Source organism: Litchfieldella qijiaojingensis, from assembly GCF_014651875.1.
Lineage (GTDB): Bacteria > Pseudomonadota > Gammaproteobacteria > Pseudomonadales > Halomonadaceae > Litchfieldella > Litchfieldella qijiaojingensis.
The window spans coordinates 25,367-47,811 of the sequence record NZ_BMXS01000005.1; the positions used below are offsets into that span (position 1 = coordinate 25,367).

A 22,445-nucleotide genomic window follows, 5' to 3' on the forward strand; every position below is an offset into this window, starting at 1 on the left:
TACACTCCCGGGTGGGTGGGGACCCACCCTCGTTGTCGTTGTGTCACAGGAGTCGGGGAGAAGCGGGCAGTCTGCCCGCCGCTCAGGGCTGCGCGGTGCAGCGCTCGTAGGCCAGGATGGCGGCGGCCAGGTCTTCCACCGAGGCGCCCACCGACTTGAACACCGTGATGGCCTGTTCGGGGTCCGCGAGCGCGCTGCGGCCAGCGTGGCGTCCCGCGCACAGGTCGGGAAAATCGGCCAGGATGTCGGATTCCTGGATGACACCCGCCTTCAGCGGATCGATCAGGTCGCCGGTCTCGCTCAGGGCGCCGTCGCGGGTATCGACGAAGACCGCGCCACGACGCATCACCTCATCGTCCGCCTCGCGCATGAAGGGGGTGAAGCTGCCGACCAGATCGAGGTGGGTGCCGGGCGACAGCCACTCGCCCTGGATCAGCGGATCGCGACTGAGGGTGGCGCAGCTGATGATGTCGGCCCGGCCGGCGGCCTCGGCCAAGCCGTCTGCCGCCACCGCCTCGGCATCGATCCCCTCGGCCTGGAACTCTTCGGCCAGGGCACGGGCCGAGGCCTCGCGGATGTCCCAGATACGCACCCGCTGGATAGGCCGAATAGCCTGGTGCGCCGGAATCAGACGACGGGCCATGCGCCCGGCGCCGACCATCAGCAGCTCGCTGGCGTTCTCGCGGGCCAGGTAGCGCGCGGCCAGGGCCGAGGCCGCCGCCGTGCGACGGGCGGTGAGTTCATTGCCCTCCAGTTGGGCGAGGTGGCGCCCGGTACGGGCACAGCTCAGCAGGTAGTGGCTGCTCAGCCCGGGCTGGCCCCTGTTGCTGTTGCCGGGGAAGACGTTGACCTGCTTGACGCCCAGGTACTCGCCCTCCAGCCAGGCCGGCATCAGCAGCAGGGTCGCCTCCGGGTCGCCGGGAACCTGCATGTGGTGGTGATGGCGCACCGGCGAGTGCACGGTGCGGGTGAAGATGTCGGCCAGGGCGTCCACCAGGGCATCCCAGGGCAACGCCTCTGTCACTTGCTCGGCGTCGAGATTCATGTCAGCCTCGTTTCAACGATGTCGAACCCCCAGTCTAGGAAGCACGCCGAGCGGGCTCTTGACCCTGACTCCGATATCGTTGTTCGAGGCTCCATACTTTTCCCTCCCGAGGAGGGCCCCATGACCCAGACCGTCGCTCACTGTAATCTGATTGCGCGTCGTAATGGCGAGCATTGCCATGCGCATCCCCAACTGATGCTGGGCTGGCGCGGTGCCATGGACTATGAGTTCAGCCCCGGAGGAGAGCGACTGGTGCTGGGCCAGGCAGCCATCCTGCCTCCCGGCGAGCGCCATCTTTATCTGGGACGCGATGACGACTGCGAGGTCCTGGTCCTCGATCTCGACGCCGATGACCCCTGCCTAACGGCCCTGGAACAGAGTTGCGAACTGAACCTGCGCGAATCGCTGTTCGCCAGGCCCCGGGCCCTGAGCCTACCGCCGCCTCTGCTGCCCATGGTGGAGCTGGCCACCCGCCAGTTGAAGGCCCCCCGCTCCGAGGCCCAGGCCCGGCTGCTCAACCATCAACTGGCCATCCTCTTCGTCAGCCAGCTCAGTGAGCTGGTCGATACGGGCAGCCCGGAGGAAGGCGCCCATGAGCGCCTCTCGGCCCAACGCCTCGATGCTTTTATCGACGAGCTTCTGGCCACGCCCCCCGATAATGCACTGCTGGCCGATGCCTTCCATCTCAGCCAGAGCCAGCTCCATCTGCTCTGCCTGCGCGATTTCGGCGTCACCCCGCAGCAGTATGTCATGAACCGTCGTTTGCTCTGGGCACGTTTCTGGTTACGCGAGACGCGGCGTGCGGTGAGTGAAATCGCCTACGATCTGGGATTTTCCGACGTATCGAGCTTCTCAAGGGCCTATCGGCGCAGGATGGGCCACTCACCGAGCGCGGAGCGAAAAGCCGAAAGGAGGCTAGTTAATCATCCCTAGATGTCGGGCTCCGGATGATCGCCCTTCCGAGAGATCGTAGAATTGGGAAGATTGGAGACAGGAGCCTTGGCATGATCACCCTCGAGAATATCCAGAACGCCCGTGACACCATCGGCGATACCCTCGAGGCGATGCCGCTGATCGCCGATTACCTGCTGTCGGAGCGCCTGGGACGCCGGGTATGGCTCAAAGCCGAGTCGTTGCAGCGAACCGGATCGTTCAAGCCGCGTGGTGGGCTGAACTGGATCCGCACCGCCAGCCGCGATGAACTGGGCAAGGGGCTGGGCGCGGTGTCGGCGGGCAACCATGCCCTGGGCCTGGCCTGGGCGGCACGTGCCGCGGGGGTACCGGTCACCATCGTCATGCCCGAGAACGCCAGTCTGGTCAAGGTCGAGGGCAGCCGCGAGTTGGGTGCCGAAGTGATCCTGCATGGCGACATCAACGATGCCTGGGCACTAGTGCATCGTCTGGTGAAAGAACGTGGCCTGACCCTGGTGCACCCCTACGACGACCCTCGCATCATCGCCGGCCAGGGCACCGTGGGGCTGGAAATCCTCGAGCAAGCCCCGGACGCCACCGCCATCCTTTGCCCGATCGGCGGTGGCGGACTGATCTCCGGCATCGGCGTCGCCGTGCGCGCGTTGCGCCCGGAACTGCGCCTGATCGGGGTGGAACCGACGGGAGCGGCGAGCATGGCCCACGCGTGGGCGCACGATGGGCCCCAACGCCTGGAGCGGGTCGACACCTGTGCCAAGAGTCTGGCTGCAGCTATCGTCGGCGAACATACCTACCCCTTGTGCCGCCAGCATGTCGATGCCCTGACCAGCGTCGACGACGACGCCATCATCGACGCCATGCGCCATCTGATGCTCAATGCCAAACTGTTCGTCGAGCCGGGGGCCGCGGTAGGAATAGCCGCCCTGCAAACGGGAGCGCTCGACCTGCCCGCGGAAGGCGATATCGTGGTGGTGGTGACCGGCGGCAATATTGGGTGGGATGAACTCACGGAGCTCTTATAGGTTCTACGTAGGCCATAAAGCTAGAAAGCGGGGCCAGATGGCCCCGCTTGGTGTTCGAACGTTTATTTCAGGAAGACTTACATGGCGGCCTGGCGTGCTTGCTCGAGCCATCCGTCCACCTGTTCCCTATTCTCGTTGATCCATTCCTCGGCATGACGCTGGATATCTTCCTCGCTGTCCTCGCCATCGAACATCTTGGCGTTCTGGGCGAAGATATCCTCCAACGGAATGCTCATCACTTCGAACAGCTTAGCCGCCGCCGGGTTGTTGCTTGCAAACTCGCTATTCACCACCGGCCGGATGTCGTTGGCCGGCCAGCCGAGATTGCAGGGATTCTTGACACAGCCCTCGACACCTTCGACCACGGTGGCATCCTCGAACTGCTTCTGGTCCTCGGGCAAGCTGGCCTCCTCGACCGTGATCCAGACCACGTCTTCACCCGGTGTCAACAGGCCCACCGTCCAGTTGGGAGTCCAAGTGTAGAAGAAGATCGGGTCGCCTTCCTGATAGCGCCCCAACGCATCGGCCATGGAGGCGGAGTAGCTGGCTTTGATCGGCTCGACATGATCGGTAAGCCCATAGGCTTCTATGTGATGCTCGATCACCAACTCGCAACCCCAGCCCGGTGGGCAGGCGACCAATTCGGCCTTGCCGTCGTCGTTGGAGTCGAACAGGGACTTGATCTCGGGTTTCTTGAAGTCCTCGAGGCTGGTGATGCCGTGCTCGTCGGCGGTCTTCTTGTCGACCAAGTAACCCTGCAGGGCCCCGCCCTGGGCAACGTAACCGATCAGCTCGGCCCCCTGCTCGAAGGTATCGCGATAGGTATTGTGCAGCGGGAACCAGCCATTGACCCAGAAATCCACATCGCCCTGCGCCACCGACTGATAGAAAGGTGGGTTATCCAGGGTGGTGGGCCGATCCACATCGTAGCCCAGCTCCGCCAGTAAGAGACTGTAAACCGCGGCCGGGAACCAGCCGGTGTCCCAGGTGGCGCGTGCCGGCGTCACCGAGACGCCTTCGCCGGGCATGTGCTGATCCGCAACGGCTTGCCAAGCCGGCGCCAACAACAACGCCGCGACGGCCCCGGCCATCAGGGTCCGTTGACATGCCTTGAACGTCGTCTTCATAAGGCATCCTCCTCTGTTGTGGGATCTCCCGACGACGGAGTCTGACGAGCGATCCGATCACGACTTCTCGTTGTATGCCTTGCTCCCTTGCACGATCCCCTTGAACACACGGGTCAAGGAGCCTTTCTGCCCCGGAGCCTTCGAGCGCCCGCCCTCGCCGAGCGCCTGAGTGATCCGGTCCAGCATGATCGCCAACAGCACGATGCCGATGCCGCCCAGCGAAGCGCGACCGACATCCAGGCGCCCCAGGCCGGTGAACACCGTCAGCCCCAGGCCGCCAGCCCCGATCAGGGCCGCAATCACCACCATCGATAGCGACAGCATCAGCGTCTGGTTGAGGCCCGCCATGATGGTGCGCAGCGCCAGGGGAATCTGGATCTCGAACAGTAGCTGGCGTCGCGTCGATCCGAAGGCAAGCCCAGCCTCCACCAGTTCGGCCTGCACCTGACGAATGCCGAGGTTGGTCAAGCGAATCACTGGCGGCAAGGCGAAGATGATGGTGGCAATGACACCTGGAACGATGCCGACCCCGAACAGCATGACGATTGGGACCAAATACACGAAGGGCGGGATCGTCTGCATGATGTCCAGGATCGGCCGGATGAAGCTGTAGAAACGATCACTACGAGCGGCGAGAATGCCCAGCGGCACCCCCACGATCACACAGAAGGTCACGGCGGTAACGATCATGGCGAGAGTCACCATGGTTTCTCGCCAGATCCCCAACAGATCGAGGAATATCAGCGACAGCAATGTGAAGCCCGCCACGCCTCGACCGGCGACGCGCCAAGCAATCAACGGGATCACCACCACGAAGACCGGATAGGGCAACCACAGTAGGAAATCCTCGAGGCCGTTCAGCACCTGGTCGATCGGCCACTGCACGGCGCGAAAGACGGGGCGGAAATTCGGCACCAGCCAGTCCTTGACGAAGAACTCGATCCAGTCATCGAGTGGCAGCGTATAGTAGTCGGAGATCTGGTCAGCCATGGTCGCTTCTCCTCATCTCGAGCGGCCCCGTCTGGATGGCCGAGCGTTCGGTATCGCCACTCGCTGCAGAGGCACTGGCCTGTTCAGCACTCTCTTCGCTACCGCCCCCCAGCAGCCGGAATACCTCCAACGGGTCGACGATCCCCTCCAGACGACCGGCTTCATCGACCAAGGCGATCGGCAAACCTGTCGCACAGGCCGTATAGAGCTCGATCAACTCCTGGGAGCCTTGAGCCGAGGGAAAGTCGTCGATCAGTGAGTCGCGCAGGGCCGTCTTCTCCCCGCCACGCTCCAGGTCATGACGTCGTACGACCCCCAAGGGCCGGCCGTCTTCATCGACCATGAACAATGTCTCACGCCCCAAGCTTGCGAAGCGTTCCAATGCGGTCTCGATAGTGGTGTCGGAACTTAGCGCATGAGGATCACCGCGTAGCATATACGCTCGAAAGACACGACTGCGATCGACATCCCGGGTGAAGGCAGAGACGTAGTCGTCGGCGGGATTGGCCACGATCTCTTCAGGCGTTCCCAACTGCACGAAGCGACCGTCCTTCATGATCGCGATGCGGTCGCCGATGCGTAGTGCCTCGTGGAGATCGTGGGTAATGAAGATGATGGTCATGCGCAACTGCTGTTGAAGGACCAGCAGTTCGTCCTGCATGTCGCGCCGGATCAGCGGGTCGAGAGCGCTGAATGGCTCGTCCATCAGCATGATCTCGGGATCCACCGCCAGCCCGCGTGCCAAGCCGACACGCTGCTGCATGCCGCCACTGAGGTTATCCGGCGGCACATCGGCGTAGGCCGCCAGCCCGACTTGCTCCAGAGCCCTTACCGCCTTCTCGCGGCGTTCGCGCGCGGACATGCCGCGGATCTTCAGGCCATATTCGACGTTTTCCCCGACGGTCTTGTGGGGAAACAGCGCGAAGTGCTGAAAGACCATCGACAGCTTGTTCAACCGCAAACGGCGCAGACCTTCGACATCCATGCCGACGATGTCATTCCCGTCGAGCAGGATGCGCCCCTGAGTCGGTTCTATCAGGCGGTTGATACAGCGAATCAACGTCGACTTGCCCGAGCCGGACAGGCCCATGACGACGAAGATTTCACCTTGGGCAACGCTAAAGGACACATCGGCAACGGCTGCCACCGATGCCGTATCGGCATAGATCTGGTCTTTCGAGGCGCCTTCCCGTATCCGCCTTATGGTGTCTTGAGGGTCCGCACCGAAAATCTTGAACAGATGCTCAACGCAGACTTTCTCATCCGTCCCTGCGGTAACCGTGTCAGCTCCCATACCACTGTCCAGGCCTTGATGCTCAGTGATTTGGCAATCTGGCTAGCGACTCGACCGACTCTGGGTGGCGGCGACCGGCTGGTGGTGCCATCGCGAGAGGGAATATGAAACGAGCCATGTCGCCAGGCTCGCCCTGTTCTTCATTCTTGTCGTTATCAACAAGCTAGGTCGCAGGGGATACCCCGTCAAGGTGGCTCGGACGAGCGGCATTCGATATCCTGATGTTATGCTTTCGCCACATCTTCGTGACCGACAGGTCCTGGCCTTCAAGCACGTCATGGAGTGCGGCACGGTTTCCGGTGCCGCAAGGCGCATGCTGATCGCCCAGCCTGGTGTAACTCGACTACTCAAGCAACTCGAGCACGACGTGGGCTTCATGCTTTTCGAACGGGTGCGTGGCCGCCTGGTGCCGACACCGGAGGCACGTATCTTCTATCGCGAGGTGGCACGGGTATGGATAGGTATCGAGCACCTGCGCGACACCGCACGCCGCATCCGCGAACGTGAAGTCGGCGGGCTGCGAATCAGTGCCATACCGCTGCTGGGCATGACCTTCCTGCCCGATGTGCTGGCGGACTTCGCTCCCATGCACCCGGATGCCCGGGTCGAACTCGCCACCTTCCGCTCCGAACAGGTGGTGGAGGAGGTCATCACCCAGCGCTGCGACCTGGGCGTTGCTATCGTCGCCGACAACGACGACCGCGTAGCCGGCGAAACCTTCCGCCTCGACAGCTTGTGCGTGATGCCAGCGAATCACCCCTTGGCAAATCACGAGCGAATTCACCTGGCAGACCTGGCCGGAGAGACTCTGATCTGCTTCGAAACCCACGACCCGCTGCGCATTACGCTGGATCGATTGCTGGAGGACACCGGCGTACGCCCCCGCCGGCGCCTGGAGGTTTCATTGGCCCTGCAGGCCTCACGCCTCGTCAGCCGAGAGGTGGGCATCGCCATTCTCGACCCGGTCAGCGCCCGGGTCTTCGGAGAAACCACGCTCGCGCTGCGCCCTTTCGAGCCCAACCTGGGAGAGGAATTCGCCCTGTTGACGCCCCGCAACCAGCCAATCTCGCGCCTGACCCAGGATTTCATCATGACATTCCGGGAGCGGTTCGCCCGGGTGACCGCCATCCCGTGAGCATATCGTGAACAACGGCCTCACTCCTGCCCGAACAGATAGCGGCGCGCTTCGTCGTCCATTTCCACGCCATCCTTGGGATTGACCTCCTCCGCTCGTGCAAGGGCACGCTTGACCGCCGCGCGATCTTCGATGGTGCGGAACCAGCGCTGCACATTGGGGAAGTCCTCGAGATCCTGGCCCTGATTCTCGTGGGAACGGATCCATGGCCAGATCGCCATGTCGGCGATCGAGTAGTCGGTGCCTCCGACGTACTCGTGATCGTCAAGGCGTTTGTCGAGCACCGTGTAGAGGCGGGTGGTTTCCCGCATATAGCGCTGGATGGCGTACTCGATCTTTTCGGGGGCATAGTTGCGGAAATGGTGATTCTGGCCAGCCATGGGGCCCAGGTTGGCCATCTGCCAGTAGAGCCACTGCAGCGTCACGTAGCGCTCGCGCCCGCCCCTGGCCAGGAACCTGCCGGTCTTGTCAGCCAGGTATTCGAGTATCGCTCCGGACTCGAACAACGCCAGTGGCTGACCGCTATCGATGGGGGTTCGATCGACGATGGCCGGAATCCGGTTGTTGGGCGCGATCTCCAGGAACTCCGGCGCGAACTGCTGACCGCGACCGATGTTGACCGGCTGAATCTGGTAGTCGAGACCGGCCTCCTCAAGAAAGATCGTGATCTTGTGCCCATTGGGTGTCGTCCAGTAGTAAAGGTCGATCATGACAACCTCCCATGCTTTTCGCTCTGACAGCTCACCCTGACAGCATCGCACAGTCACGCGGGTCGAGGGGGACTATCAAGCCCCATAGGCTCCTTCGATATCGACGACCCGCATGGCCTGTCGTCCCAGGCCGCCATACAAGTCGAGCATGCGTTCCATCCACGCATAGACCGGGTCGGCATTGGAGACCAGGTCCGCCGTGGACACCACACGCGCCCACATGAAGGGGCTGAACAGCAGATAATCCGCCGCCGCGGGGCTATTGCCATCGACGAAGTCGCTCTCTTCCAGCCGGCCGCGTAGGGGCTCCAACGCCTGATCTAGCTGCGACAGGCCCTTGGCCGGCGAGTGGAACTCTTCGAGAGTGCGCCCAAAACGCTTCTCGCGGGTTTCGCGGAAATAGTCGCGATCCTTGGGATGGATGGCGTTGAGCAGATCCATGATGATGGTGCGCAGCATGCCTGGCGCCAGCGAACGCTCGGCATAGAACTTGAAGAAGCGTGCGCGAGCCTCCGCATCGGGACCACCCAACAGTGGCTTGTCGGGATAGGCGCGATCGAGGTAACGCAAAATCTCGTAGCTTTCGGTGACCACCTCGTCGCCATCCACCAGCACCGGAACCTTGTCGTGATTGGCGAAGGCCAGTTCCTGCTTGTCGGTGAAGTACCAAGGCTGCGTCTCGTAGTCGAGCCCCTTGTGCGCTAGGGCGTACTTGACCCGCCAGCAATAGGGCGAGAAGCGCAACCCTTCGTCAATACCGCACAGATCGTAGAGCACTCGAGTCATACCCCCTCCCCTAGTCAATGAGCCAGGCTTCCCCTTGCCGGTTTCCTTCACTCATACCGCGGAATGACAGCGAAAACATAGCGCGAAGTCTTGTCCATTAGTCGAACTTCGACCCTCCATTTGCTGCCTTTCTCCAACCCGCCTGGACTAGAAAACCACTTTCAATACAACTATATAACACATTCATTTCAAGAACCAACATATTGGTCATACCAATTATCCATGATAGCCAAAACCAGGTGACTCCGATTATCTTGCCCCCGGACCAAAAGGGGGCTTTGCCCAGATAGCCTCCTCTTCGATCACCACCTGCTGAATCACAACAAGAGGACGTTTGCCACATGGATTCCACGTTACTCCCGTTGCTCGCCTTCCTGCCATTGGTATTGGCAGGCGTGCTGCTGATCGGGTTCCGCATGGCCGCCAAGCTGGCCATGCCCATCGTGTTCATCGTCACCGCGCTGATAGCACTGTTCGCCTGGGAGATGAGCGCCACCCGCGTCATCGCCTCGACCTTCCAGGGCTTGATCCTCACGGTATCGATCCTGTGGATCATCTTCGGTGCCATTTTGCTGCTCAACACCCTGAAGCACTCGGGGGGCATCAAGGCCATCCGCAACGGCTTCTCGGGAATCAGTCCCGACCGGCGCGTGCAGGCGATCATCGTCGCCTGGCTTTTCGGTTGCTTCATCGAGGGGGCCTCAGGCTTCGGGACGCCGGCGGCAGTAGCCGCCCCGTTGATGGTGGCCCTGGGCTTCCCGGCGCTCGCCGCCGTGGTGGTGGGCATGATGATCCAGTCCACCCCCGTTTCCTTCGGTGCCGTGGGCACGCCGATCGTGGTCGGGGTCAGCGGTGGTATCAACCAGGCCGGCATCAGCGAGCAGTTGACCAGCGGCGGCTACACCTGGCTGGAATATTTCCGTCTGATCTCCTCAGAAGTGGCTATCCTGCATGGCATCGTGGGGGTTCTGATGCCATTGATCATGGTGCTGATCATGGTGCGCTTCTTCGGTGCCAACCGCTCCTGGAAGGAAGGCCTGTCGATCGCTCCCTTCGCCATCTTCGCCGGCATCTGCTTCGTGGTGCCCTATATGCTGGCCGGGGTACTGCTGGGACCGGAGTTCCCATCGATGATCGGTGCCATGGTCGGCCTGGCCATCGTCGTGCCAGCGGCGCGCAAGGGCTTCCTGGTGCCCAAGGACACCTGGGACTTCCCGGATAGCAAGTCCTGGCCCGACGAGTGGCTCGGCAAGCTCGAGATCAAGATGGACGATGTCGTCGGCAAGGCTCCCATCTCCACCCTCATGGGTTGGGTGCCCTACGTGTTGCTGGCCGTTCTGCTGGTCATCTCGCGTACCGTGGAACCGGTCAAGAGCTTCCTGACCTCGCTGAGCTTCGGGTGGAGCGACATTCTCGGCGAAGCCGGGGTATCCGGCAGCATCCAACCGCTCTACCTGCCGGGCGGTATCCTGTTGATGGTGGTGCTGTTGACCATCGGCTTGCACCGCATGCGCAGCAATGAAGTCAGGGAGGCCTTCGGCGAGTCGACCAAGACCATTCTTGGCGCCGGCTTCGTGCTGATCTTCACCATTCCCATGGTGCGGATTCTGATCAACTCGGGCGTCAATGCCGCCGACCTGGTGTCGATGCCGGTAGCCATGGCGCAGTCCGTAGCCGATAGCGTGGGTAGCATCTACCCGTTCTTCGCCCCAGCCGTGGGCAGTCTGGGGGCTTTCATCGCCGGCTCCAACACCGTGTCCAACCTGATGTTGTCCGACTTCCAGTTCAACGTCGCCCAGCAGCTCGGGCTATCCACGGCGCTGATGGTGGCTCTGCAAGCGGTGGGTGCCGCGGCGGGCAACATGATCGCCATCCACAACGTGGTAGCAGCATCGGCCACGGTCGGCCTGCTGGGGCGCGAAGGGACGACACTGCGCAAGACCATCCTTCCGACGCTCTATTACGTCGTCTTCACCGGCATCATCGCGCTGGTGGCCTTCTATATGCTTGGCATCAGCGACCCCTTGATGTGGGTGGGCTGATCTCCCTCCCAAGACGCAATGCGCCCCGTCGCATGACGGGGCGTTGTCATAAAAAAAGCCAACGGCTCTTTCATTTTGCTGTCAAAGATGTACATTGGAAATAATTTCCAAATATTTTATCAGATTGGTCATACCAATAGTCCTAAAACTGGACAGATGGATAACGAAGACCCAGATTATGGGCAACGAAACGGTCATCCCGCTGGCCGAGGCAGACCGCAATCAGACGAGGACGACTCATGAATATCCTCTACGACGCGCGACTCGACGGTGAGTTGCCGGACAACGACAAGCAGCAGGTGCTGGCCACGCTCAGCCAGGCCCTGCCAGGCATGACCCTGCTGCACCGTGAAGAGGACCTGCGCCCGTTCGAGTGCGACGGCCTGTCCGCCTATCGGGTGCTGCCGATGCTGGTCGCGCTGCCAGATACCCTCGACCAGGTCGAAACGCTGCTCAAGACCTGCCATTCGCTGGGCGTGCCGGTGGTCACCCGGGGCGCCGGAACCGGTCTCTCGGGTGGCGCCCTGCCGCTGGAACAGGGTGTGCTGCTGGTGATGTCGCGCTTCAAGCAGATCCTCGAAGTCGACCCCGAGGCACGCATCGCCCGCGTCCAGCCCGGGGTACGCAACCTGGCGATCTCCGAGGCCGCCGCCCCTTACGGGCTCTATTACGCACCGGACCCCTCGTCGCAGATCGCCTGCTCGATCGGCGGCAACGTCGCCGAGAACGCCGGCGGCGTGCACTGCCTGAAGTACGGCCTGACCGTGCATAACGTGCTCGAGGTCGAGGTGATCACCATCGAGGGTGACCGCATGACGCTCGGCTCCGAGGCCTTTGATTCTCCCGGCTTCGACCTGCTGGCCCTGTTCACCGGCTCCGAGGGCATGCTCGGCGTGGTCACCGAGGTCACCGTCAAGCTGCTGCCCAAGCCCGAGACCGCCAAGGTGCTAATGGCCAGCTTCGACGACGTCGAGAAAGCCGGCAAGGCGGTCGGCGACATCATCGCTGCCGGTATCATTCCCGGTGGACTGGAGATGATGGACAAGCTGGCGATCCAGGCCGCTGAGGACTTCGTCAAGGCCGGCTACCCCACCGATGCCGAAGCCATTCTGCTGTGCGAGCTCGATGGCGTGGAAGCCGACGTCGACGACGACTGCGACACTGTCAGGCGGGTGCTCGAGGCTACCGGCGCCACCGAAATCCGTCAGGCCCGCGACGACGCCGAGCGCGCCAAGTTCTGGGCCGGGCGCAAGAATGCCTTCCCCGCCGTGGGCCGTATGTCGCCGGACTACTACTGCATGGACGGCACCATTCCGCGTCGTGAGCTGCCACGCGTGCTCAAGGGCATCGCTGCGCTGTCCGAGGAGTCCGGCCTGCCGGTGGCCAACGTCTTCCATGCCGGTGATGGCAACATGCACCCACTGATCCTGTTCGATGCCAACAAGCCCGGCGAACTGGAACTGGCCGAGGAGGTTGGCGGCAAGATCCTCGAACTGTGCGTGGAGGCCGGTGGCAGCATCACCGGCGAGCATGGCGTGGGACGCGAGAAGATCAACCAGATGTGCGCCCAGTTCCAGCCCGACGAGATCACCGCCTTCCACGCGGTGAAGGCAGCTTTCGACAAGCACGGGCTGCTCAATCCGGGCAAGAACATCCCCACGCTGCAGCGCTGCGCCGAGTTCGGCGCCATGCATGTGCATAACAACGAGCTGCCGTTTCCGGAATTGCCGCGTTTTTAAGAGATAACCATGACCGTGACACAGCAGAACGATCAGGACATGGCCGAGGCGCTTTGCGAACGCGTGCGCCAGGCCCATCGTGATAAGACGCCGCTCAAGATCGTCGGCGGCGACACCAAGGCTTTCTACGGCCATGGGGTGGAAGGCGAGACGCTCTCCACCCTGGAGCATCGCGGTATCCGCTACTATGACCCGGTGGAACTGATCGTCTCGGTACGCGCCGGGACGCCATTGACGGAGCTCGAAGCGGCGCTGGATGCCGAAGGCCAGATGCTCGGCTTCGAGCCGCCCCACTTCGGCGACACCGCCACTGTCGGCGGCACGATCGCCACCGGCCTGTCCGGCCCCCGACGCCCCTGGGCTGGTGCGGCACGCGACTTCGTGCTCGGCACCAGGGTGATGACTTGCGAAGGCAAGGAGCTGCGCTTCGGTGGCGAAGTAATGAAGAATGTCGCCGGCTATGACCTGTCGCGGCTGATGACCGGTGCCCAAGGTACCCTGGGCCTGATCACCGAAGTCTCGCTCAAGGTGCTGCCCAAGCCGGGCGCCCGACACAGCCTGCGACTGGAAATGCCACTGCAAGAGGCATTGGAAAAACTTGCCGAGTGGGGCCGTCAACCGTTGCCCTTGACCGCTGCCGCCTGGCACGAAGGCAGCCTTTACTTGCGCCTGGAGGGTGGCCCAAGTTCGGTGGCCGCGACTCGCGAACGGCTGGGCGGCGACGATCTCGACGACACCTTCTGGCTGGAGCTGCGCGAGCAGCGCCTGACGTTCTTCTCCGGCGACGATTCCCGACCGCTATGGCGGCTGTCGCTGCCCAACCATACCCCCGAGCTGCCACTCGAGGGCGACACTTTCTATGACTGGGCGGGCGCCCAGCGCTGGCTGCGCAGTTCAGCCTCGGTCGACGCCATCCGCGATGTGGCGACCCGCGCCGGCGGTCATGCCACTTGCTACACCCCTTGCGAAGAGGGAGGCAGCATCGAGCCGTTCACGCCGCTGGCGCCGGTAGTGGCCAAGTATCACCGCAATCTCAAGGCCGAGCTCGACCCCCACGGGATCTTCAATCCCGGCCGACTGTACGCGGAGTTCTAAAACATGCAGACCCATTTCACCGAGGAAGACCTCAAGAAGCCGCACATCCGCGAGGCCGATCGAGTACTGCGCAGCTGTGTGCACTGCGGGTTCTGCAACGCTACCTGCCCCACCTACCAGCTGCTCGGCGACGAACGCGACGGGCCACGCGGGCGCATCTACCTGATGAAGGAGTTGCTGGAGAGCCGTGACGACGACGACCAGGTTACCGAGGAAACTCGCTTGCATCTGGATCGCTGCCTGACCTGCCGCAACTGCGAGACCACCTGCCCTTCGGGTGTCGAGTATCACAAGCTGCTCGACATCGGCCGTGCCGAGATCGAGCGCCGGGTGCCGCGCAAGGCCAGCGAACGCGCGCTGCGCTACGGGCTGCGCAAGGCCTTGGTTGACCCCAAGCGTTTCCAGGCGCTGCTCAAGCTGGGCCTGACCTTCCGGCCGCTGGTGCCCGGTCAGCTCCGTGACAAGATGCCGCCAGCGCCGGTGGATGCCGGCAAGCGCCCGGATGGCAAGCGGCATGCCCGTCAGATGCTGATCCTCGAAGGTTGCGTGCAACCGGGCCTGTCGCCCAACACCAATGCCGCCACCGCACGGGTGCTCGACCGCTTGGGCATCGGCCTGACCCCTGCGCCGGAAGCCGGCTGCTGTGGCGCCATCGACTATCACCTCAACGCCCAGGACGACGGCCGTGCCCGGATACGCGCCAATATCGACGCCTGGTGGCCTCATGTGGAGAACGGCTGCGAAGCGATCGTGCAGACCGCCAGCGGCTGCGGCGCTTTCGTCAAGGAATACGGCGAGATGCTCGCCGACGACCCCGAATACGCCAAAAAGGCCAGGCGCATCAGTGAACTGGCCAAGGACTTGGTGGAGATCCTGCGCGACGAGGACCTCGACGCCCTGGCCATCAAGGAAAGCAAGCGCCTGGCCTTCCACTGCCCCTGTACCCTGCAGCACGCCCAGAAGCTCAGCGGTGCCGTGGAAGGTGTGTTGACCCGGCTCGGTTTCAGCCTGACACCGGTACAGGATGCCCATCTATGCTGTGGTTCGGCGGGCACCTACTCGATCACCCAGCCGGAACTGGCGACCCAGTTGCGCGACAACAAACTCGACGCCTTGGAAGCCGGCAACCCGGAGTTGATCGTCACCGCCAATATCGGTTGCCAGACGCATCTCGCTGGTGCCGGCAGAACGCCGGTACGGCACTGGATCGAAATTGTTGATGAGGCATTAACACCAGCTACGAGCAACGAGCTGTGAGCCACGAGCAGCCCTTAGAGCGCATTTCCAAACGTCGAGTGAGATGAGCGCCGGGGACAAGGCGGAGCGAGGGTCTTTTGCCATGGATGGCAAAAGTAGCGCCCATGGACGGGTTTACAGCGCCCTCGCGGAGGCTTGGCGCCGGGAAAGCTCATCTCTCTACTTAGTTGTGAAAGAAAGTTCTTAGCCCGTAGCCCGTAGCCCGTAGCCCGTAGCCCGTAGCCCGTAGCCCGTAGCTGATATTAACCAAGGAGAATGACATGAAAACCAAATCCGTACTCACCCTCGCCGACGTCAACGCCATTCTCGACGCCGCGCAGCAGGAGGCCGAAGCCAACGGCTGGGCGGTGACCATCGCTGTGGCCGACGATGGCGGACATTTGCTCGGCCTGCGCCGCCTCGACGGCGCCGCGCCGATGACCCCGAGCGTGGCCACCGAAAAGGCTCGCAGTTCGGCACTCGGCGCCCGCGAGACCCAAGCCTTCGAGGAGATGATCAACGGCGGTCGCAACGCTTTCCTCTCCGCCCCGCTCTCGGGCATGCTCTCCGGTGGCGTTCCAGTATTGGTCGACGGCCAGGTTGCCGGTACCGTAGGCGTTTCCGGTGTCAAACCGGACCAGGACGTGCAGATCGCCAAGGCGGGGGTCGCGGTCATCGGCTGATTTTTGGTCATGCGCCACAGCAATATGCTGTGAGGAGGCCTTATGATCACGGCACGTGCCGACGTTGTCGGGAGCCTGCTTCGCCCCGGCTGGTTGCTCGAGGCTCAGGAGCGACGACGGGCCGGGAGCATAAGTGAGGCTGTATTCAAACAGGTCGAGGATCGCGCCGTCGACGAGGCGATTGCACTCCAGGAGGCGGCTGGACTCGAGGTGGTCACCGACGGAGAAATGCGCCGGCTGTCTTTCCAGAGCCAGCTGGTGCAGGCGGTCGAGGGCTTCGGCACCTGGGATCTCGACGCCTTCCTGTGGGGGAAGTGGCATGGCGACAATGACATCGGTGACTGGCAGCAAGAGCGACCGCATGAGCTCGCCGTAACCGCACCATTGCGCCGTCGGCGCTCCCTGTCGGCCGAGGAGTTCGTCTATCTGCGTGCACGGACGCCGCGCACGCCGAAGGTGACGCTGCCCAGCCCAGGCCTGTTCGCCAACTTCTGGTCGCCAGAGCACTCGTCGGGCGCTTACGCCTCCCTACGGGAGTTTCTCGAGGACGTGGCCCGGATCCTGCGCGAGGAGGTCGAGGAGCTCGCCGGTTACGGTGCGAGCTACATTCAGCTCGATGCCCCGCACTACCCCCTGCTGCTCGATCCAGAGACACGCGCTTTCTATGAGGCCCGGGGCTGGAGCACAGCCCAGTGGCTGGACTTTGGTGTTGCGCTCGATAATGTCGTAATGCAGGACATCGACGGCGTCACCTTCGGCCTGCACCTATGCCGCGGCAACCAGGGGAGCCGCTGGCTCGTTTCAGGTGGCTACGAGCCGATCGCCAAGCCAATCTTCCAGCGCACTGCCGCCCACCGGCTACTGCTCGAGTACGACGATGAGCGCTCCGGCGGCTTCGAGCCGCTAGCCGCCGTTCCCGACGACAAGGTAGTGGTGCTCGGCCTGGTCTCATCCAAGCGGGGTGCGCTCGAGGACCTGGACGAACTGCTCGCCCGCGTGGAGGAAGCGAGCCATCATATTGACCGCGAGCGTCTAGCAATCAGCCCGCAGTGCGGCTTCGGCACCTCGATCGTCGGCAACAGGCTCACCATCGACGAGCAGGCGGCGAAGCTACGCCTGGTGTGCGATGTCGCCGCCCGCCTCTCCGGCTGACCCGCAGCCCCCTGATGTAGTCCGTGTCCTGGTGCTTGCGCCTGCTCCGGCCGTCGTCAGGCATCCGGCATGCCGGCAAGGAACTCCGCTATCATTGGCGCGAAGCGCTCGCGGTCGATCAGGAAGGCATCGTGTCCCTGGATAGATTCAAGCTCGTGATAACTGACGGCGACTCCCGCATGCTCCAGCAGTTCGGCGATCTGTCGCTGCTGCCACAGCGGAAAGAGCCAGTCGGTGGTTACACCGGCGACTAGCGCCCGCTTCGCGTCGACCTTGCGAATGGCGGACTCCAGTCTGCCGTTGCCATGCTCGGCCATGTCAAACAGGTCCATCGCCTGTGACAGGTAGAGAAAGCAGTTAGCGTCGAAGACATCGGCGAACTTGCGCGCATTGGCATCCATGTACGACTGCACCTGGAACGCCATCGCGAACGGGTCGGCACTGGCATCCGCGCCCTCGATGCGTTCGCGGTCGAAGCGCTGCAGCCACTCCTCGGCGGAACGATAGGTGAGGATGCCGAGCTCGCGTGCCACGCGTAAGCCGTCTTTCGGACCTTTATCCGGTGCGTAATTGCCACCGGCCCAGGTCGGGTCGGCACGCACCGCTTCACGCTGGATCGAACGCAAGGCAATGGCGAACGGTGTCGCTTGGGCGGCCGCCGAGATGCTGATGATGTCGCGGTACGTGCCCGGATACATCATGGCATAGGCGAGCGCGTCCATACCGCCGAGCGAAGAGCCCGCCACAGTATGCACGTGGTCGATGCCGAGGGCACGGCACGCATGACGTGCGGCCGCCACGATGTCTTCTACCGAAAGCTTGGGGAAGTCGAGCCGGTAGGGCTTCCCCGTCATGGGGTTGCACGAGGCGGGGCCGGTGGAGCCAAAGCAACTGCCGAGTGAATTGATGGCAATGACGAAAAATCGCTCGGTGTCGATGGACTTGCCCGGCCCGATCATGTACTCCCACCAGCCGGGCGACGGATCGACCGCCGAGGACGCTGCATGGGCGCTGGGCGACAGTCCCGTGAAAAGCAGCAGCGCGTTGTCGCCCCGGCCACGAAGCTTGCCCCAAGTCTCGTAAGCAATGGTCACAGATGGCAGCTTGCCACCGCGATACATGCGCAAGGGGTCTTGCAGTTCGACGAAGCGGCGTGCATCGGACATCGCTGCTCACTCCTCGCCATACCAGCCATTATGTTGGGAACGGGAATCGTCCCAGAGTTCCCCGAAAACGCTTACATTATTCTCGACTTGAAGGTGCCGCACAGCCCAGCACCCATTCCTGCAGCGCTTGTTTCGCCTCTCCGGGCGAATCCGGCCGAGCATCGATCAACCCATAGCCTCGCGGCGAGCGCAAGCGCAGATCGTGCAGGCCGACCAGCATGCCACTCTCCAGCATGTCGTCGACCAGGCCATGCCAACCCATCCCGATCCCCTGCCCAGCGATCGCCGCCTGGATCAGCAGAGTGTAGTTGTTGAACGTCAGCTCCGACGATTCCAGATAACGGATACCTGCCAGTTGCTCGAAGTAGCTCGGCCAGTCCAGCCAGCTCTGCCCTTGATCGGCGGTCAATGTCAAAAGCGGCGCCTTGCTGAGTGATTCGAGATCCTCGATCGGCCCGTATCGTTGCAGGAAACCAGGGCTGCAGATCGGGAAGACGTCTTCATGAAACAGAAGGGGAACGCCACTGGCGAGGGCACGTTCATCACAGAACACGATTGCGATGTCGACTTCCTGAGCCCGCCAGTCGAGCACGCCCTGATTGGTCACGATGCGCACATCGATATGCGGATACTGTTCACGGAAGCGTGGCAGACGCGGCATCAGCCAGTAAGCCGCGAACGAGAAATCGGTAAGGATATTCACGTGTGGATGGCGATGTTTGTGCTGGAGACGGTCGATCGTGCGATCGATGGTCGCGAACCCTTCCTGCACACTGACAAACAACGCATGCCCCGCTTCGGTCAGCTTCACGCCACGGTAGATCCGCTCGAACAATGGCAAGCCGAGGTGCTCTTCCAAGGCACGGATCTGTTGGCTGACGGCCGACTGGGTCGAGCGCAGTTCGCGTGCCGCAGCAGTGAAACTCAGATGGCGGGCCGCCGCCTCGAACACCCGTAGACTGTTGGGCGACGCCGCCCTAGCTATCCACGACATTAGACAGACTAATGCCTCCCATAAAAATTTACCGAGTTTACAGGCTTTGAGATTAGCAGAGAGACTGTCTCGACAGCCAGCTCAAGCTCGCACCGGCAACAAGAGGAGGCCCCATGCCCCGCAAGCAACCCAACATCCTGTTTTTGATGGCCGACCAGATGGCGGCATCGGCCCTGCCCTTCTACGGTCACCCGCTGGTCAAGACGCCGCACCTTTCGCGCCTGGCCGAGGAAGGGGTGGTCTTCGATTCGGCGTACTGCAACAGCCCGCTGTGTGCGCCGTCGCGTTTCACGTTGATGGCCGGCCAACTACCCTCGCGCATCGGTGGCTACGATAACGCCGGCGACTTTCCCGCCGACACCCCGACCTTCGCCCACTACCTGCGCGATGCCGGCTACTACACCGCGCTGTCGGGCAAGATGCACTTCTGCGGCCCGGATCAGCTCCACGGCTTCGAGGAGCGCCTGACCACCGACATCTACCCGGCCGACTATGGCTGGTTCGTCGACTGGGAAAACTTCGACGAGCGGCCGAGCTACTACCACAACATGTCCTCGGTGATTCAGGCCGGCCCCTGCGTGCGCTCCAACCAGCTCGACTTCGACGACGAGGTCACCTTCCGCGCCAAGCGCTTCCTCTACGACTATGCGCGCAACGGCGAGCAGCGTCCCTTCTGCCTGACCGTATCGCTGACCCACCCGCACGACCCCTACACCATTGCGCAGGAGTACTGGGACCGCTACGACCACGCCGACATCGACATGCCTCGCGTGCCCTACTCGCGCGAGCTGATGGACCCGCACTCCAAACGCCTGCGCCATGTCTATCAACTCGACGAGGACACCATCAACGACGAGCAGATCCGCAACGCACGCCATGCATACTACGGGGCGCTCAGCTATGTCGACGACCAGATCGGCGCCGTGCTGAAGGCCTTGAAAGAGACCGGTCTCGATGAAGATACCATCATCGTGTTCTCCGGCGATCATGGCGACATGCTTGGGGAGCGTGGCCTTTGGTACAAGATGAGCTGGTTCGAGGACTCGGCACGCGTACCGATGATCGTTCACGCACCCGACAGCTTCGCCCCGGGTCGGGTCAACGAGTCGGTATCCACCATGGACCTGCTGCCGACCTTTGCCGAGATTGCCCATGATGGCACAGCGCCGGATTATGCCGTGCCCGTCGACGGCCGCAGCCTGCTGCCGCACCTGACCGGCAACGGCGGCCACGACGAGGTGATCGGCGAATACCTCGGCGAAGGCGCCATCGCGCCGCTGCTGATGATCCGCCGCGGGCGCTACAAGTTCGTCCACACCGCGCCGGATCCGGACCAGTTGTTCGACCTCGAAGCCGATCCACTGGAACTCAACAACCTGGCCGAGGACCCGGCGCACCTGGATCTGTGCAAGGAGTTCCGCAACGAGATCGCAAGCCGCTGGGACTACGAGCGACTGCACGGCGAGGTGATCGCCAGCCAGCGGCGCCGCAAGCTGGTATCGCGAGCGCTCAAGCAGGGCAAGGTCACCCCTTGGGATCACCAGCCGGTGTTCGATGCCAGTACCCAGTACATGCGCAACAACATCGACCTGGACAATCTCGAGCGGCGTGCGCGCTTCCCGGCGGTATCTTCTGACCAGCCATGATGACGTCGCCGACCGACATCCGCCGGCAACCGGCCAGGCTGCAACGCTGGTTGCCGTTTCTCGGCTGGCTGCCGCGGCAGACCTCGCGTTCGCTGCGTGCCGACGCCATCGCCGGATTGACCGGTGCGGTGCTGGTCGTGCCTCAGGGGGTGGCCTATGCCTTGCTGGCCGGGCTCCCCCCGGAGTATGGCCTGTACACCGCCATCGTCCCGGCCGTGCTGGCCGCAATGTTCGGTTCCTCACGGCATATGGTCAGCGGACCGACGGCGGCACTGTCGATCGCGTTGTTCGCCACCTTGCAGCCCTTCGCGGAGGCGGGAAGCAGCGAGTTCATCACCCTGGTGCTGACGCTGACCTTCCTCGCCGGTGCCTTCCAGCTATTGCTGGGCCTGGCACGACTGGGAGTGCTGGTCGATCTCGTTTCGCATTCGGTGGTGACGGGTTTCACCGCCGGTGCCGCGCTGATCATCGCCACCAGCCAACTCCCCTATGCACTGGGGCTGACCGCGCTGGAGAACAACGGTTTTCTCGATATCTGGCCACAGCTGTTCGCACGGCTCGATGATATACGCCCCGATGCAGTGCTGATCGCCGGGTTTACGCTCGCCGTTTGCCTGGCGTTCCAGCGCTGGCTGCCACGCTGGCCGGGCATGCTGCTGGCGCTCGTGGCGGCATCGCTGCTGGCCGCCTGGCTTGACCCGCAGCAAGTCGAGATCCTGCGCATCGCTGCGGTACCGGCGGGCCTGCCGCCGCTCTCGGCGCCGGATCTCTCGCTCGACACGCTGCGCATGCTGACGCCCGGTGCCATTGCCCTGGGGCTGCTGGGATTGGTCGAAGCCGCGGCGATCGCACGGGCTTTTGCCTCGCGTTCGGGCGAGCGACTGAACAGCAATCAGGAGTTCATCGGCCAGGGGCTATCCAACATCGGCGGCGCCTTCTTCTCCGGCTATGTCTCGTCGGGGTCGTTCACCCGCTCGGGACTCAACGCCAGCGCCGGGGCCTGCTCGCCACTGGCGGCGGTTCTGTCCGCGCTGTTCCTGGTGCCGATCATGCTGCTGGCGGCACCGCTGCTGCAATACGTGCCGATGCCCGCCATGGCCGGCCTGCTGTTGCTGGTCGCCGCCAAGCTGGTCGACCGTCACAGCATTCGCGAGGCACTGACCATCAGCCGCTCGGAAACGGCGGTACTGCTGATCACCTTCTCTTGCACCCTGCTGTTGGCACTGGAAGTCGCCATCTACTTCGGTGTGCTGGCCTCACTGGTGCTCTACCTGCGCCGCACCACGCGACCGCCGGTGGTGGAATGCACCCTGTCACAAGCCCCGCAAACGATCCAGCAGGCCGTGGAGGAACCGTGCTGTACCGTGGTCAGGATCGACGGTTCGCTGTTCTTCGGCGCCTGCGAGTCGGTCGCCCGACGGCTCGAGCGCTTCGATCGGCCGAACCTGGTGATTCTGGCGGCGGGCATCAACTTCCTCGACCTGAGCGGTATCCATCTGCTCCAGAGTCAGGCACGTCTTTGCCACTCACGAGGAGGAAAGCTGTACCTGGCCTGGACCAAACCCGACGTCATGGCCCGCTTGCAACGGGCCGGTCTCGTCGACAACCACAACGATCACCACCACGACAACCCCATGGCAATAACAATATGAG

19 protein-coding genes are annotated in these 22,445 nt (G+C 62.9%); 11 read left to right on the top strand and 8 right to left on the bottom strand.

Going from position 1 to position 22,445, the window contains the following annotated elements; translation table 11 throughout:
• Positions 1-82: 82 nt before the first annotated feature.
• On the bottom strand, positions 83-1,045 hold the full coding sequence (lhpI, locus tag IE093_RS07065) for a bifunctional Delta(1)-pyrroline-2-carboxylate/Delta(1)-piperideine-2-carboxylate reductase (RefSeq protein WP_189467597.1): 963 nt from the start codon (positions 1,043-1,045) through the stop codon (positions 83-85).
• Positions 1,046-1,165: 120 nt separating this feature from the next.
• On the opposite strand from lhpI, the gene IE093_RS07070 reads away from it, so the two are divergent.
• Positions 1,166-1,978 carry a helix-turn-helix transcriptional regulator gene (locus IE093_RS07070; protein ID WP_189467599.1) on the top strand — a complete coding sequence of 271 codons (813 nt, stop codon included), beginning with the start codon at positions 1,166-1,168 and terminating at the stop codon, positions 1,976-1,978.
• A gap of 71 nt (positions 1,979-2,049) precedes the next feature.
• The gene (locus tag IE093_RS07075; protein WP_189467601.1) at positions 2,050-2,997 is read left to right on the top strand and encodes a threonine ammonia-lyase; all 948 of its coding nucleotides are present in this window, start codon (positions 2,050-2,052) and stop codon (positions 2,995-2,997) included.
• 77 nt (positions 2,998-3,074) lie between these two features.
• Here IE093_RS07075 and proX read toward each other — a convergent pair whose 3' ends face one another.
• From proX to IE093_RS07090, 3 genes are read right to left on the bottom strand one after another with little or no spacing between them, the layout of a single operon-like run.
• The gene (proX, locus tag IE093_RS07080; RefSeq protein ID WP_189467603.1) at positions 3,075-4,124 is read right to left on the bottom strand and encodes a glycine betaine/L-proline ABC transporter substrate-binding protein ProX; all 1,050 of its coding nucleotides are present in this window, start codon (positions 4,122-4,124) and stop codon (positions 3,075-3,077) included.
• A 57-nt stretch (positions 4,125-4,181) separates the two neighbouring features.
• Positions 4,182-5,114: an ABC transporter permease gene (locus IE093_RS07085; protein ID WP_189467605.1), complete on the bottom strand. Its 933-nt coding sequence runs from the start codon at positions 5,112-5,114 to the stop codon at positions 4,182-4,184.
• Positions 5,107-6,408, bottom strand: a complete 1,302-nt coding sequence (locus tag IE093_RS07090) for a quaternary amine ABC transporter ATP-binding protein (protein ID WP_189467608.1) — start codon at positions 6,406-6,408, stop codon at positions 5,107-5,109. The genes IE093_RS07085 and IE093_RS07090 overlap by 8 nt, the downstream gene beginning before the upstream one ends.
• Positions 6,409-6,634: 226 nt before the next feature.
• Here IE093_RS07090 and IE093_RS07095 point away from each other — a divergent pair, with 226 nt between their 5' ends.
• On the top strand, positions 6,635-7,543 hold the full coding sequence (locus IE093_RS07095) for a LysR substrate-binding domain-containing protein (RefSeq protein ID WP_189467611.1): 909 nt from the start codon (positions 6,635-6,637) through the stop codon (positions 7,541-7,543).
• Between the two features lie 20 nt (positions 7,544-7,563).
• On the opposite strand, the gene IE093_RS07100 is transcribed toward IE093_RS07095, so the two are convergent.
• Both IE093_RS07100 and IE093_RS07105 read right to left on the bottom strand, forming a co-directional pair.
• Positions 7,564-8,253: a glutathione binding-like protein gene (locus IE093_RS07100; protein WP_189467613.1), complete on the bottom strand. Its 690-nt coding sequence runs from the start codon at positions 8,251-8,253 to the stop codon at positions 7,564-7,566.
• A 75-nt stretch (positions 8,254-8,328) separates the two neighbouring features.
• Entirely contained in the window at positions 8,329-9,039 is a 711-nt protein-coding gene (locus tag IE093_RS07105; RefSeq protein ID WP_189467615.1) for a glutathione S-transferase N-terminal domain-containing protein, read from the bottom strand.
• A gap of 341 nt (positions 9,040-9,380) precedes the next feature.
• On the opposite strand from IE093_RS07105, the gene IE093_RS07110 reads away from it, so the two are divergent.
• The 6 genes from IE093_RS07110 to IE093_RS07135 all read left to right on the top strand — a co-directional run bounded on the left by IE093_RS07110 (position 9,381) and on the right by IE093_RS07135 (position 16,986).
• A complete protein-coding gene (locus IE093_RS07110) occupies positions 9,381-11,081 on the top strand; it encodes an L-lactate permease (RefSeq protein ID WP_189467617.1) in 1,701 nt (566 codons plus the stop codon).
• A gap of 239 nt (positions 11,082-11,320) precedes the next feature.
• Positions 11,321-12,820: a glycolate oxidase subunit GlcD gene (gene glcD / locus IE093_RS07115; protein WP_189467619.1), complete on the top strand. Its 1,500-nt coding sequence runs from the start codon at positions 11,321-11,323 to the stop codon at positions 12,818-12,820.
• Positions 12,821-12,829: 9 nt separating this feature from the next.
• Positions 12,830-13,915, top strand: coding sequence for a glycolate oxidase subunit GlcE (gene glcE / locus IE093_RS07120; protein WP_189467621.1), 1,086 nt, complete (start codon positions 12,830-12,832; stop codon positions 13,913-13,915).
• Positions 13,916-13,918: 3 nt separating this feature from the next.
• The gene (gene glcF / locus IE093_RS07125) at positions 13,919-15,172 is read left to right on the top strand and encodes a glycolate oxidase subunit GlcF (RefSeq protein ID WP_189467622.1); all 1,254 of its coding nucleotides are present in this window, start codon (positions 13,919-13,921) and stop codon (positions 15,170-15,172) included.
• Between the two features lie 260 nt (positions 15,173-15,432).
• Positions 15,433-15,834: a GlcG/HbpS family heme-binding protein gene (locus IE093_RS07130; protein ID WP_189467624.1), complete on the top strand. Its 402-nt coding sequence runs from the start codon at positions 15,433-15,435 to the stop codon at positions 15,832-15,834.
• Between the two features lie 42 nt (positions 15,835-15,876).
• Entirely contained in the window at positions 15,877-16,986 is a 1,110-nt protein-coding gene (locus IE093_RS07135) for a cobalamin-independent methionine synthase II family protein (RefSeq protein ID WP_189467626.1), read from the top strand.
• A gap of 56 nt (positions 16,987-17,042) precedes the next feature.
• Here the strand turns inward: IE093_RS07135 and metX are convergent, their stop codons facing one another.
• Positions 17,043-18,152: a homoserine O-acetyltransferase MetX gene (gene metX / locus IE093_RS07140; RefSeq protein WP_189467627.1), complete on the bottom strand. Its 1,110-nt coding sequence runs from the start codon at positions 18,150-18,152 to the stop codon at positions 17,043-17,045.
• A 76-nt stretch (positions 18,153-18,228) separates the two neighbouring features.
• A complete protein-coding gene (locus IE093_RS07145; RefSeq protein WP_189467629.1) occupies positions 18,229-19,146 on the bottom strand; it encodes a choline sulfate utilization transcriptional regulator in 918 nt (305 codons plus the stop codon).
• 113 nt (positions 19,147-19,259) lie between these two features.
• Between IE093_RS07145 and betC the strand changes: the two genes are divergently transcribed.
• Entirely contained in the window at positions 19,260-20,792 is a 1,533-nt protein-coding gene (gene betC / locus IE093_RS07150; protein WP_189467631.1) for a choline-sulfatase, read from the top strand.
• Entirely contained in the window at positions 20,789-22,444 is a 1,656-nt protein-coding gene (locus tag IE093_RS07155; protein WP_229803342.1) for a SulP family inorganic anion transporter, read from the top strand. Before betC ends, IE093_RS07155 begins: the two co-directional genes overlap by 4 nt.
• Position 22,445: the final 1 nt, after the last annotated feature.

Excerpts from the sequence above, each read along its gene's own strand:
- lhpI (WP_189467597.1), bottom strand. The coding sequence starts at position 1,045 with ATGAATCTCGACGCCGAGCAAGTGACAGAGGCGTTGCCCTGGGATGCC.
- IE093_RS07070 (WP_189467599.1), top strand. The coding sequence starts at position 1,166 with ATGACCCAGACCGTCGCTCACTGTAATCTGATTGCGCGTCGTAATGGC.
- IE093_RS07075 (WP_189467601.1), top strand. The coding sequence starts at position 2,050 with ATGATCACCCTCGAGAATATCCAGAACGCCCGTGACACCATCGGCGAT.
- proX (WP_189467603.1), bottom strand. The coding sequence starts at position 4,124 with ATGAAGACGACGTTCAAGGCATGTCAACGGACCCTGATGGCCGGGGCC.
- IE093_RS07085 (WP_189467605.1), bottom strand. The coding sequence starts at position 5,114 with ATGGCTGACCAGATCTCCGACTACTATACGCTGCCACTCGATGACTGG.
- IE093_RS07090 (WP_189467608.1), bottom strand. The coding sequence starts at position 6,408 with ATGGGAGCTGACACGGTTACCGCAGGGACGGATGAGAAAGTCTGCGTT.
- IE093_RS07095 (WP_189467611.1), top strand. The coding sequence starts at position 6,635 with ATGCTTTCGCCACATCTTCGTGACCGACAGGTCCTGGCCTTCAAGCAC.
- IE093_RS07100 (WP_189467613.1), bottom strand. The coding sequence starts at position 8,253 with ATGATCGACCTTTACTACTGGACGACACCCAATGGGCACAAGATCACG.
- IE093_RS07105 (WP_189467615.1), bottom strand. The coding sequence starts at position 9,039 with ATGACTCGAGTGCTCTACGATCTGTGCGGTATTGACGAAGGGTTGCGC.
- IE093_RS07110 (WP_189467617.1), top strand. The coding sequence starts at position 9,381 with ATGGATTCCACGTTACTCCCGTTGCTCGCCTTCCTGCCATTGGTATTG.
- glcD (WP_189467619.1), top strand. The coding sequence starts at position 11,321 with ATGAATATCCTCTACGACGCGCGACTCGACGGTGAGTTGCCGGACAAC.
- glcE (WP_189467621.1), top strand. The coding sequence starts at position 12,830 with ATGACCGTGACACAGCAGAACGATCAGGACATGGCCGAGGCGCTTTGC.
- glcF (WP_189467622.1), top strand. The coding sequence starts at position 13,919 with ATGCAGACCCATTTCACCGAGGAAGACCTCAAGAAGCCGCACATCCGC.
- IE093_RS07130 (WP_189467624.1), top strand. The coding sequence starts at position 15,433 with ATGAAAACCAAATCCGTACTCACCCTCGCCGACGTCAACGCCATTCTC.
- IE093_RS07135 (WP_189467626.1), top strand. The coding sequence starts at position 15,877 with ATGATCACGGCACGTGCCGACGTTGTCGGGAGCCTGCTTCGCCCCGGC.
- metX (WP_189467627.1), bottom strand. The coding sequence starts at position 18,152 with ATGTCCGATGCACGCCGCTTCGTCGAACTGCAAGACCCCTTGCGCATG.
- IE093_RS07145 (WP_189467629.1), bottom strand. The coding sequence starts at position 19,146 with ATGTCGTGGATAGCTAGGGCGGCGTCGCCCAACAGTCTACGGGTGTTC.
- betC (WP_189467631.1), top strand. The coding sequence starts at position 19,260 with ATGCCCCGCAAGCAACCCAACATCCTGTTTTTGATGGCCGACCAGATG.
- IE093_RS07155 (WP_229803342.1), top strand. The coding sequence starts at position 20,789 with ATGATGACGTCGCCGACCGACATCCGCCGGCAACCGGCCAGGCTGCAA.